The organism is Lysinibacillus sp. JNUCC 51, assembly GCF_015999525.1.
GTDB classification, from domain to species: Bacteria; Bacillota; Bacilli; order Bacillales_A; family Planococcaceae; genus Lysinibacillus; species Lysinibacillus xylanilyticus.
Genome location: NZ_CP065545.1, coordinates 4,544,478 through 4,556,666 on the forward strand (window position 1 = coordinate 4,544,478; position 12,189 = coordinate 4,556,666).

General features: G+C 37.3%; 12 protein-coding genes and 1 pseudogene. 7 read left to right on the top strand and 6 right to left on the bottom strand.

Annotation, left to right across the window (positions count from 1 at the left end):
• Positions 1–41: 41 nt before the first annotated feature.
• A pseudogene (locus tag JNUCC51_RS21940) lies at positions 42–511 on the bottom strand (GNAT family N-acetyltransferase).
• 90 nt (positions 512–601) lie between these two features.
• On the opposite strand from JNUCC51_RS21940, the gene JNUCC51_RS21945 reads away from it, so the two are divergent.
• Positions 602–1,030, top strand: a complete 429-nt coding sequence (locus tag JNUCC51_RS21945; protein WP_337989758.1) for an NUDIX hydrolase — start codon at positions 602–604, stop codon at positions 1,028–1,030.
• A 72-nt stretch (positions 1,031–1,102) separates the two neighbouring features.
• Here the strand turns inward: JNUCC51_RS21945 and JNUCC51_RS21950 are convergent, their stop codons facing one another.
• Together JNUCC51_RS21950 and JNUCC51_RS21955 are read right to left on the bottom strand one after the other, a co-directional pair.
• Positions 1,103–2,269 carry an aminotransferase class I/II-fold pyridoxal phosphate-dependent enzyme gene (locus JNUCC51_RS21950; RefSeq protein ID WP_337989759.1) on the bottom strand — a complete coding sequence of 389 codons (1,167 nt, stop codon included), beginning with the start codon at positions 2,267–2,269 and terminating at the stop codon, positions 1,103–1,105.
• Entirely contained in the window at positions 2,253–3,386 is a 1,134-nt protein-coding gene (locus JNUCC51_RS21955) for a methionine biosynthesis PLP-dependent protein (protein WP_337989760.1), read from the bottom strand. The genes JNUCC51_RS21950 and JNUCC51_RS21955 overlap by 17 nt, the downstream gene beginning before the upstream one ends.
• 188 nt (positions 3,387–3,574) lie before the next feature.
• On the opposite strand from JNUCC51_RS21955, the gene JNUCC51_RS21960 reads away from it, so the two are divergent.
• Positions 3,575–4,192, top strand: coding sequence for a Rossmann-fold NAD(P)-binding domain-containing protein (locus JNUCC51_RS21960; protein WP_337989761.1), 618 nt, complete (start codon positions 3,575–3,577; stop codon positions 4,190–4,192).
• Here JNUCC51_RS21960 and mscL read toward each other — a convergent pair.
• Positions 4,189–4,578, bottom strand: coding sequence for a large conductance mechanosensitive channel protein MscL (gene mscL, locus JNUCC51_RS21965; protein ID WP_337989762.1), 390 nt, complete (start codon positions 4,576–4,578; stop codon positions 4,189–4,191). The genes JNUCC51_RS21960 and mscL overlap by 4 nt on opposite strands.
• Positions 4,579–4,746: 168 nt before the next feature.
• On the opposite strand from mscL, the gene JNUCC51_RS21970 reads away from it, so the two are divergent.
• Positions 4,747–5,442 (top strand): lytic transglycosylase domain-containing protein, encoded by a 696-nt coding sequence (locus tag JNUCC51_RS21970; protein WP_337989763.1) that lies wholly within the window; start codon positions 4,747–4,749, stop codon positions 5,440–5,442.
• 624 nt (positions 5,443–6,066) lie between these two features.
• Here the strand turns inward: JNUCC51_RS21970 and JNUCC51_RS21975 are convergent.
• Entirely contained in the window at positions 6,067–6,324 is a 258-nt protein-coding gene (locus JNUCC51_RS21975; protein ID WP_049664459.1) for a GlsB/YeaQ/YmgE family stress response membrane protein, read from the bottom strand.
• A 115-nt stretch (positions 6,325–6,439) separates the two neighbouring features.
• Entirely contained in the window at positions 6,440–6,988 is a 549-nt protein-coding gene (locus tag JNUCC51_RS21980; protein WP_337989764.1) for a cysteine hydrolase family protein, read from the bottom strand.
• 407 nt (positions 6,989–7,395) lie between these two features.
• Here JNUCC51_RS21980 and JNUCC51_RS21985 point away from each other — a divergent pair, with 407 nt between their 5' ends.
• From JNUCC51_RS21985 to JNUCC51_RS22000, 4 genes are all read left to right on the top strand, one after another.
• On the top strand, positions 7,396–8,571 hold the full coding sequence (locus tag JNUCC51_RS21985; RefSeq protein WP_337989765.1) for an amino acid deaminase/aldolase: 1,176 nt from the start codon (positions 7,396–7,398) through the stop codon (positions 8,569–8,571).
• A complete protein-coding gene (locus tag JNUCC51_RS21990) occupies positions 8,559–8,906 on the top strand; it encodes an FAD-binding protein (RefSeq protein ID WP_049664464.1) in 348 nt (115 codons plus the stop codon). Before JNUCC51_RS21985 ends, JNUCC51_RS21990 begins: the two co-directional genes overlap by 13 nt.
• Positions 8,907–9,576: 670 nt before the next feature.
• Positions 9,577–10,728 carry an RNA-guided endonuclease InsQ/TnpB family protein gene (locus JNUCC51_RS21995; RefSeq protein WP_337989766.1) on the top strand — a complete coding sequence of 384 codons (1,152 nt, stop codon included), beginning with the start codon at positions 9,577–9,579 and terminating at the stop codon, positions 10,726–10,728.
• Between the two features lie 238 nt (positions 10,729–10,966).
• Positions 10,967–11,917: a D-arabinono-1,4-lactone oxidase gene (locus JNUCC51_RS22000; RefSeq protein WP_337989767.1), complete on the top strand. Its 951-nt coding sequence runs from the start codon at positions 10,967–10,969 to the stop codon at positions 11,915–11,917.
• Positions 11,918–12,189 lie beyond the last annotated feature (272 nt).

The window sequence follows — 12,189 nt, forward strand, 5'->3', positions numbered from 1 at the left end:
GCGTCGTGCAGGCCTAAGCACAAAGCCGATTCCGGACGCAATTATGCCAAGGCATAATTGATTCCAAGTTTAACTGTTTTCAATAAATGACCATCAAATAGCTCATCAAATTCCTCCAATTTCTTGAAGCCTTTCGCTTGATAAAAGTTAATGCCAATCTTATTTTCCTTTCTACACAAACTAAAAGTGACGTTAAATCTGGAAGCATGTTGATCCCTTCCTGTAATAGGGCTTTACCAATTCCTTTGCCCTGAGTTTCAGGAAGTAAATATATTGAAAAAAGTTCTGCCTCACCATCTACAACATTTGAAAAATTTGCAAAGCCTACTATTGACTCTTCAAGTATAGCAACTAAAAATAGACTATTTTCTAAACGGCTCAGTAATCGATCACTACTATTAGCAGCTTCTATAAAACGATCCTGAATCTCATTTGGGATAATTCCTTCGTATGTTTGATGCCAACTCTTTTTGGCAATTTCTTGCACAAAAATGATGTCATTCTTTTGCATATGCCGTATAATTGATATCAATACTTTTCACCTTCAATTCCATTTTTTCTATTTATTGGAACATCAAATCACGCGAAAGGGGATGACTTCATGCAAGTTGTAGAAAAGGCATTTGGCTATATTACGAGAGAGCATGAGGGTCAGTTACAAGTGCTAGTATTTGAGCAAAATACAGAAGGGGCGGGAATTCAAATTCCTAAAGGCACGGTAGAGGAAGAGGAAACACCTCTAGAGGCAGTAAAACGAGAGATGTTTGAAGAAACAGGTTTATCCTCTTTAGTAGTGAAGGGATTAATTGCCCAGGATTATTTTAATCATCATTCAGGGTTATTACAAAAACGCTATTTTTATCATTTAACGACAAATGAAAAACGAGATTCATGGATGCATTGTCCGACAGGTGTAAACGAGACAGGCTTAGAATTTTCATTTTACTGGATAACAGATGAACAAGAAGTGACTTTGGCAAAGGGACATGGAGATTATTTATATCGGGTGACAGCTCATGTTAACAACTGATTGTTAAACATTCATAAATTGTATATATTAAAAACAAAACCGCGTTCCAATAATTTGGAGACGCGGTTATTTTTATCTAGCCTTTAAGGCAATCGCTTCTAATGCTTGAGCGAAATCGGCGATCAAATCGTCAACATGTTCTAGTCCGACTGAGAAACGTAAAAGTCCATCAGTAATACCACGTTTTGCTCGTTCCTCAGGCTCCATTGCTGCATGACTCATTTTAGCAGGGTAGGATAAAATCGATTCAACGCCACCAAGAGAGACAGCGAAAACAGGAATTTTCATAGCTTCTACTAGTGCTTTTGCAGCTTCGTAGCTTGGTAAACGGAAGGATAGTACTGCTCCTGCACTCGTGGACTGACTATGATGAATCTCATAACCAGGGTGTGATGCAAGACCCGGATAGTATACTTGCTCGACAAGGGAACTTGCGTCTAAAAACTCAGCAATTTTTTGTGCCGATTCTGCAGAACGACTAAAACGCACATCTGTTGTTTTAATATTTTGCAATAGAGTAAAGCAGTCCTGTACACCTAATATATTGCCAAATGAATTTTGGATAAAGTACAGATCCTGACCAAGTTTTTCGTCAGCTGTTACTGTCAATCCCGCGATAATATCAGAATGACCAGATAAAAATTTTGTAGCACTATGAATAACAACATCTACACCTAGCTCAAGTGGACGTTGGTGTAAAGGTGTCATAAACGTATTGTCTAAAAATGTTAGGCAATTATACTGCTTGGCAAGTGCTACTACTCTGCGAATATCTGTGATGCCAAGTGTTGGATTTGACGGTGTTTCCATATAGAGTAGCTTTGTAGCCGGTGTAATGGCTGCTTCTACTGCCGCTAAATCTGTGAAGTCAACGAAAGTATGGGAAATACCGAAGCGTGGTAAAACCTTGGAGACGAAGCGGTATGTTCCACCATAAACATCCTCAGTAATGACAATATGATCACCCTGAGATAATAGCATTAACGCTGCAGATACAGCGGCAATACCAGAAGAAAATGCATGAGCTCGTACTCCGCCTTCAAGCTCTGCTACTGCTTTTTCTAATGCATCCCGCGTAGGGTTTCCTGAACGTGCATAATCATATTCGCCGAATTCATCGATACTCTCCTGATGGAAAGTAGATGATAAATACATAGGCACATTGACTGCACCTTTTTTATTTTCATAGCCGTCACGGACACCTGCGTGAATAAGACTTGTTTCAATATGCTGCTTCATTTTTAACCTCTTTTCTAAGGATATCGAATACTTGTTTTAAATCTGCAATTAAATCTTCAGCCTCTTCAACTCCAACAGAAAAGCGTAGTAATCTGTCACAAACGCCACGTTCAATACGCTCCTCATAAGGCATGTCTGCATGTGTTTGAGTGGCAGGATACGTAATGAAGCTTTCAACACCACCAAGGCTTTCAGCAAAAATAATTAGCTTCAAGTTTCGAAGGAATGGGTCAATCCAATCAGCCTTTTCCAAGCGGAATGAAAGCATGCCACCTTTTCCTGTGTATAGCACATCTGTCACAAGTTCTTCTTCCTCTAAAAATGCGGCAATTGCTTTGCCATTCGCATCGTGCTGCTTTAATCGAAGATGCATTGTTTTTAATCCGCGAATAAGTAACCAAGAATCCATCGCACCTAAAACCATACCGCTTCCATTATGAATAAAGCCAATGCGTTCTGCTAATTCAGTACCTTTAGCTACAACTAATCCAGCTAACACATCATTGTGGCCTCCAATATATTTAGTAGCCGAATGAATAACTATGTCTGCACCTAATTCGATTGGACGTTGGAAATATGGTGTATAAAACGTATTATCGACAATTAACCATGCCCCATGCTTGTGAGCTAATTCTGCATATACTTGCAAATCAAATTCCTGCATAAGCGGATTTGTTGGTGTTTCAATGAATATAGCACGCGTATTGTCGTTGATTAATGCTTCTACCTGTTCAACTGATTCAAATTTTGAATAGACTGGCTTAATATTATATGTTTCTTCAAAGAAATTAAAAAGTCGGTATGTACCACCATATAAATCATCAGGCACCACTAATTCATCACCAGGCTTAAATAAAGATAGAACTAATTGAATAGCTGCCATCCCAGAGCTACAGGCAAATCCAGCATCTCCGCCCTCTAAATCGGCAATACCTGCTTCTAATAGTGCACGAGTTGGATTTTTTGTACGTGTATAATCAAAACCAGTGGATTCACCGATACCAGTATGTTTGTAAGCTGTCGATAAATGGATTGGTGGGCTGACAGCACCTGTTCTCGGGTCACTTAAATTCCCAAGTTGTACAAGTTTTGTTTCAATACTTCTGCTGTTTGTCATGTCGTCACTCTTTTCTTCATCATAATAAATGGGGAATCTATTAGACCTTCTTTTCCCCATATTCAAAATAATTGTTTCCAATTTAACATGTATAATAAAGAAGAACAAGATAATTTCAGAAAATTAACTAGATTATTTATATTAAATCATCTAGGAATAGTAGGAGATAAGGAAGGGAAGATAAGTAAATGAAGCATTGGTTAGTAATAGGTGGAACAGGAATGCTAAAGGATGTTTCTATATGGCTTATAAATGGAGGTAATCATGTAACCGTTATCGGGAGACAACAAAAGAAAATGCAAAATTTAATAAATGAAGCTAAAAATTCTTCAAAATTGACGCCATTATTAGTTGATTATACGAATTATAATAACTTGAAAACGGCATTAATAAAGTCTCAAGAAACTCATGGGTCGTTTGATTGTATTATTGCTTGGATTCATGGCTCTGATACAAGAATTTGGGAGTCACTTTTTCAAGCAGCTTCTAACACAAAAAATGTGATTTTATACCATATAAAAGGAAGTAGCTCTTATTTAAGTAATGACAGTACAAAAAGTTATATCCCTTCTAATATAATTTATCGAGAGGTGAAACTTGGTTTTATCATAGAAGACAACAACACTTCGAGATGGCTAACAAATAGTGAAATTACCCAAGGAACTATTGATGCAATAAAACAAGAAATACCAGAAAAACATGTAGGTGTTTTGAGCCGTGGAATTTGCGCCCTTAAACAAAAAAAGAATCTGCCTATTACCTCGGAAGTCGAGGGAATTAGACAGATTCTTTTTCACTTAATTTAAGCTTGTTCTTTTTTTAATAAATCACGAATTTCTTTTAGAAGCTCTTCTTTAGCATCTAATTCTGGTGCTGGTTCTTCCACAACAGCCTCTTCTTTTTTACGAGAAAGCTTAGTCATAAGTCGTAATGCCATGAAAATTGCAAATGCGATTATTAAAAAGTCAAGAATTGACTGTAAAAATACGCCTAACTTTACTTGAGCGTCACCTGAGCCATATTTAAAGCTTTCTGTTAAATCAATACCACCAGTTAAGACACCGACTAATGGCATGATGATATTTTCAACTAAGGAGGTAACAATTTTACCGAAAGCACCACCAATAACTACTGCTACTGCTAGATCGACAATATTGCCTTTCATAGCAAATTCTTTAAAGTCTTTCCACAAAACAAATTCCTCCTATTATTATCCATATAAAATAATCGAATTATATTTTACTATATTTTTTCCTACCTTTTCAACTATTAAAGTAGTGGTAATTATATACTGAAAAATCTGCTATATAATCAAAAATTTTGGTAATATAGAAATAGAATAAATGATTAGGTGTGACATATGGTGAAAAAAAAGAAGAAAAAACCGATGCTATCGTCTCCCGCTCAATTAGGCGTGATAGCTTTATTAATACCAATAGCGATAACTGTTTGTGTTTTCGCTTTCTTTGCGTGGAAGGAACTACAAACATTACCTATATTTGAAAAGTTAGCGCGGGAAAAAGAACTAGAAGAAATTCAACAAAATTTCGATATGAAAATTCCTGAGAAATATATTCCTATCTATGTAGCAGCAGAAGAGAAATACGGCGTACCTTGGACTTTACTTGCCGCTCATCATCGAATTGAAACACGATTTTCTTCAATGAAATCGCTCGTTTCACCAGTTGGAGCAGAAGGACATTTACAATTTATGCCATGTACGTTTGTAGGCTGGCAACATCCTTCCTGCTCGGGGTTAGGAAAAGGGGATATATCGAAGACTGAACTAATGAATCCAACAGCCATTAAAAAATATGGTGGTTATGGAGTAGATGCTAATGGAGATGGCATAGCGGATCCTTATGATATTGAGGACGCTATATTTAGTGCCGCGAATTATTTATCGAAAAATGGTGCAGCAGATGGCCATATAAAACAAGCTGTGTTTAAGTACAATCACAGTGATGAATATGTGGAAAAGGTGTTACATTATTTCAATTTGTATAATGACTATCATGATGAACTAAAGGAAGCAATCGCTTATAAAGAAAAGTAAAAAAAGATGGCTCTTTAATAAAAAACATTGTAATTTGGCAAAACGTGGGGTTGATTTCCGTTCCGACTGGGTGCTTTGTTTGGGGCGTCCGATGAGCCGCTTGGGGCAACAGGTGTTTTTTCCGCGAAAGCGAAGTGCTAATGTAGCGGCAGCAAAAGGGGTTCATCTGCGCGAAAGCGAAGCGGCAGCAGCAACAGCAGGATGTTGGTCACGAAGGCGTTATCACAGGACGTGATGGTTTTAGCCTTCGTTCTTCCTCTATTGCTAATCCCCAAGGAGTCGCCCAGTCTCAACTCCAATCAACCAAATCTCCCGGTTTGTAATTTAAATTATGTAAAACGGAAATTCGAATGGATATTTACATGAGAAAGGGACTCGACAAACTCATGTAAAACGTTGCCACATTACAAATATTTCCTTGATCATTGTATATTTCAAAAATATATGTAAAGAGGCTGGGACATAACTAATTTGTCCTTTATTAAAGACGTATAATTTTTAAAATTAACAAAGAAAATAAACAGAAAACCCGAACTATTACAAAACACAAAATGAGTGTTTCGTAATATAGTTCGGGTTTTTCATTGGCTAAAATCCTTTTGTCCCAGTCTCTTTATTACATATTTAGGTTGCTTTACGCATACTCTTTAAAATAATGCTTACAATGAAGATCAGCACTACAGCACCTATTAATGCTGGGAATACGTAAAAGTTACTAACTCGCCAACCCCAGTTGCCAAGAATCATACTACCGATCCAAGAACCGATAACCCCAGCAACAATATTTCCGATTATGCCGCCAGGTACATCTTTACCTAAAATTACGCCAGCTAACCAACCTAATATCCCGCCAATGATTAAATACCAAATGAAGCTAATCATTTTTTTCATCTCCTTAAAATTAAGATATAATGGCGATTGCTTAGTTATGCCCTGAATGGAGTATATTAAACGTATTCGTTTCTTTAGTAATTATTACAAATTTACGATACTGTTTTTATGGCTTAACAACTGTTGCGCCTAATGTATGTTCGAAATGACGTAATGCCCACACATGACCTGCAGCATCAAAACTTGCAACACCATCTGCATAAACAACCGTTGAAATGCCCAAATTATAAGCATCAACTGCTGTATGTAAAATGCAAATATCAGTACAAACTCCAACTAAATGAATTTCTTTGATACCTCGTTCATTCAATAAAATCGATAAATTGGTTCCGGCAAATGCGCTATAGCGAGTTTTATCGAGCCACAGAACTTTATCTTTGTGAAGGTTATAAATTTCGCCGACTTGCCCAAATAAATGACGTCCCTTAGTGCCGCGAATATTATGAGGAGGAAATAGCTTTGTTTCAGGATGGAACGGATCATCTTCCTCATGTAGATCATTCGCAAAAACGACAAATTCGTTTTCAGTAATAAATTTTTGAATTAAGGATGAGATTTTTTTATCTAATGCTTGACCGGGCTCTCCACAAGTTAGTTTTCCGTCAGAAGCAACAAAATCATACGTATAATCAATTACTAGTAAAGCCTTTTTCAACCTTCTCACTCTCCCTATAGGTATTATTTCACTTTTATCATGCCATATTTGGGCCTGGTTGTCAGAAAAATGATCCAATTTTAATATTAAGAATAGTTTGAAAATTGATTTTTCTGAGAGTATAATGTGAAAAAAGGAGAGTGGTCTATATGAATATGACAGCTATGAAACGATTAAATCGCCAAGGATTACTTATTGCAGGTTTACATCTGCTAGTGTTACTAAATTTAGCAGCGGATTTCATATTTTCCTCGTAATCTCTTAAAAATATAGAAAGGTGAGTTAAATGCTTGTCTATTATTAAAACAACCGTGAAGGCAAATTTGATTACATGTCCACGGTTGTTTTTTTATGTCTAAATGGAATTTTTATAATAAAGACAACGGCGTCAACAAAGGAGTGATAGCATGACCACTAGATTTGATCGAGCGTTTCATGAACTAGAACGTCCATTTGCTTGGTTGGACTTTGATGCATTGGATCACAATATTTCAACCGTACACAACGCTTGTGGAGAGAAAAATATACGCATCGCTACGAAATCAGTTCGTTCTGTGGAGATATTACGTTATTTACAAACAAATCAACCAAATGTGATGGGGTTTATGACGTTCACAGCGGCAGAAACAATATTTTTACTGCAACAGCAATTTGATGATTTACTGCTAGGATATCCGGTGATGGAAGAAGCTGCTGTTCGTCGGTTATTACATTTCGTAAAGGCCGGGAAAACTGTCACTTTTATGGTGGATAAGCGGGAACATGTCAAATTTTTGGCGAAGTTAGGGCAAGAGCTAGGCGTTCGTGTACAAGTATGTATTGATATTAATGTATCCAATGATTTTAAACTGCTATATTTTGGTACGAAACGCTCTTCGCTTCATTCACTTGAGTCACTTACACCATTCCTCGAATATATTAAAAATCAAGCATTTATTGAGGTGGTTGGAGCGATGGGCTATGAGGCTCAAATTGCAGGAGTCGGTAATCGCCCAGCCAACACTGTTAAAGGAAAACTAATTGAAGTAATGCAATTACAAGCTAAAAAGCAAGTCACCCAGTTTCGTAGATTAGCAATTGCGCATATAAAAGCGTATTTCCCGAGCTTGCACTTTGTAAATGGTGGTGGTTCAGGAAGTATGGCATACACGGCACAACAGAAGGAAGTAACAGAAATAACAGTTGGCTCTGCATTTTATGCACCAGCTTTGTTTGACCAATTTACACATCTACAACTAGAAAAGGCAGTTGGATTTGCTTTAAGTGTAACAAGAAAGCCAGAAAAAAATATTGTTGTTTGCCATGGTGGTGGTTATACGGCGTCTGGGGCAATTAATACTGATCGATTACCGGTATTCTATGAGCCTACCTTTTTTTCATATCTTACCTTAGAAGGAGCGGGAGAAGTTCAAACACCCGTTAAAGTAAAGCGTAAAAAAGTTAATGTAGGGGACACGCTATATTTTCGACATGCGAAGGCTGGGGAACTTTGTGAACGATTTCAAGTACTACATGGGATTAGAGGGGACAAGTATGTGGGAACTTATTCAACCTATAGGGGGAATGGTCAATGTTTTCTATAGATAAGTGGAAAAATGGTGAGAAGTGGACAAACTGGGCTGGTAATGTCATCTCTTATCCGTCTGAGATGTACTTGCCTCGATCTATTGAAGAGGTTACGAATATCGTGAAGCATGCTCGTGAGTTAGGAAAAACGATTCGTGTCACTGGTGCTGCTCACTCCTTTAGCGCTGTTGCAATGCCTGAGCATATAGCACTTTCTTTACATAATATGCGTGGGCTAATAGCAGTGAATGAAGAGAAGCAAGAGGTGACACTTTGGTCCGGAACGTATTTATATGAAATAGGACCGTTGCTTGCGAAGCACGGATTTGCCCTTATAAATATGGGTAACTAAACTGTTGCGACAAATTTAGACAAACCTATACAAATCTGTATAGAAGTATAAATTTAAAACAGAATACCCTTCGTATCAAGCGATTGGTGCGAACTCCACGTTAATTGCTTTTAACTCCTAAAGCCTTGTGACCAACGCGGAGCTGGAAACGGCAGACGTAACGGTGCGAAAGCAGAAAAAACAACAAGGATGGCATAAGCTGAAAAAAATTACTCAGTGTCCGTAAAGGATCATCGTGACAACGGAAAACGGTGGCGCTAAGTGCTTTGACAATGGATGTTTAGCAGCGAAAGTCCTAAATCTCTAATGAGACAAGGAAAACGTTCAACGACTATCTCCTTGAGGGAGAGTAAAACCGCAAGCGAATGGCGGAAGAAAAATGTGGCTCTTATTTAGAAGGTAAGATGAAGATATAGTCTGCGCTTATGTGAAAGCATAAGAGGTCTACTCGTGAGAGAAAGACTGCATGAAGGGTTGCGCCTTCGTGTGAACAAGAAAAATATATACAAATATAAAAAATGTTAACAACCTCTCTAAATAGGGTAATGTGATTTTATCATAGTGAAAGAGAGGTGGTACGCATGGAATTAATGTCCATTGGGAAATTTGCTAAACAAAAGTTGGTCATTGGCTATTGTCGAGCCAGTACATCAAGTCAAGGTGAAAAACAATGATATTGGCGACAAAGATTAAACTAAAGCCAACTAAAGAACAAGAGGTTTTATTTTGGAAGTCTGCGGGGACTGCGAGATGGGCTTACAACTATTTCTTGGCTGAAAGCGAACGTATTTATAACGACGAGAAGCGTACAGTCAAAGAGGGCGAAGTTCGTAAGAAAATCAATAACGAACTGAAACCATCAACGCATAAATGGCTTAAGGGAGTCGGAAGCAATGTGATGAAGCAGGCCGTAAAAGATGCGGATATTGCTAGAAAGCGTTGGTTCGAAGGATTGACTGAAAAGCCAAGGTTCAAAAGCAGACGAAGAAGTAAAGTTAGCTTTTATGTAAATTACGAAAGTTTAAAACGAACAAATGAAGGTTTTAGAGGTGAAAAGATTGGCATTGTAAAAACTTGCAATGCACTTCCTAAGCTTAAAAAAGGTCATAAATATTCAAATCCACGCATTTCATTTGACGGACGAAATTGGTTCTTATCCATTGGATATGAGCAAGAATTTGAGCCATTTGATGTAACAGGTGAAAGTTTAGGAATTGATGTTGGGATCAAAAAATTGGCAGTTTGTTCTGATGGCAAGTTCAAAAAGAACATCAACAAAACCAAAGAAGTTAAACGATTAGAGCAAAAGTTAAAACGAGAGCAACGAAAACAAGCTCGTAAGCTCGAAGCCAACACGAAAGAGTATACTAAAAACCGAAAGCCAATCTATAAAACACCTTTAAACAATATGAAAAATATTCAAAAACAAAACATTGCAATCCGAAATTTATATAAGCGACTTAACGACATCCGAACAAATCATTTACATCAATGTTCTAATGAGATTGTGAAAACCAAGCCATCTCGTATTGTCATGGAACATTTAAATGTAAAAAGTATGATGAAAAATAAACATCTGGCCAAGGCGGTAGCCGAGCAAAAGCTATATGAATTCAAACGGCAAATTCAATATAAATGTCAAAAATACGGAATTGAATTTGTTGAAGCTGACAGATGGTTTCCATCATCAAAAACTTGTTCTAGTTGTGGACAAATCAAAGTCGATTTGAAACTGAAAGACAGATTATATATCTGCTCTTGTGGGTTAAAGTTGGATAGAGATTTGAACGCAAGCATTAACTTAGCAAATTATTCAATCTAAGGAGCTTAACTAGAAATAAACCTTAGATGTGTACGCAACGATACTGCGGAATTTACGCCTTTGGAGAGTCATACTAAATGGTAGTAGCTTTGGCGAAACCAGACTCAGAGAATAAGGAAGACACATAAACGAAAGTCGGAAGATATAAGTTGTGTCACAGTAGAGATGTCTACATTTTTTAAGAAATGTATATATTTTTCGTATCGGCGATATTCAAGAGCAAACGATTGCAGGAGCAGTGTCAACGGGTACCCATGGAACAGGTGTAACACTTGGTTCGTTATCCTCAGCTGTAACAAAATGGGGTTTTGTAGATGGTACAGGTACTTATAGGGAGCATGTGAGAGGAATGGATGATTTATCTGAAGCTTTGCATGTTTCGCTAGGTATGCTGGGTGTGCTTGTGAAGGTAACGATAAAGGTGATACCTCTATATAGCTTACATTACGTGAGTACAAGAGATACTTTAGAAAATGGTCTGGCGATATTTGCTGAAGATATTCGACAGAATCGACATGTTGAGTGGTTTTATTTCCCGGGCAGCGAAACCATTCAAGTGAAGCGTATGAACGCTATAGCGCCTGTTTATCAAAGTGATTGGAGTAAGAGAATAGAGACGTTGAAACTGCAAATAGTAGAGAACGGTGCTTTTTTTGCTATGTCCGAGCTTTGTAAATGGAAGCCTTCGTTAAGTGGCGCTATGAGTAAATTAGCAGCAGCCAATGTAGTTGAAGGGGAGAAAACAGGGATTAGCTATGAAATTTATCCGTCTCCACGTAGCGTAAAGTTCCAAGAAAGTGAATATGCGATTCCATTAACGCAATTTGAGGCATGTATGGAGGAGATCCACGCAACCTTTAAAAGTGGAATTTTTGATGTACATTTCCCGTTAGAATGTCGTACGACAGCAGGGGAAGCAGGTTTTTTAAGTCCTACCCAAGGACAAGAATCAGCGTTTGTTGCCTTCCATATGTATAAAGGAATGCAGGAAGAGCCTTATTTTGAATGGGTTCATACGATGATGAAGAAATATAAAGGACGACCGCATTGGGGCAAACTAAATCATTTAACCGCAAAATATGTATACGAGCTATACCCGGATATCGAGAAATTTTTAGCAATTCGTAGTGAATTGGATCCTGATAATGTGTTTTTGACAGGGTACTTAAGAAAATTATTTACATTGTGAAGGAATATTATGCAATTTAAAGGATTTGAAAAAATGGTGGAATTATTGAAAAAATTAAAATTTGAACAAAATGTCAAAATATTCTCCGGAGCGAGATAAAAGTGATGCTTAATCAGCATGAAAACGATTTCAAATTTTATGCATTATTTAAATTGTTCAAACAATTCTAAAAATACTGTTGACTAGACCTTTTTTTCGTACTATGATTACAACAATTTAACACGTTCGTTACAGCAATTAGTAATCTTCTAAGAGATTAACATATACGCAAA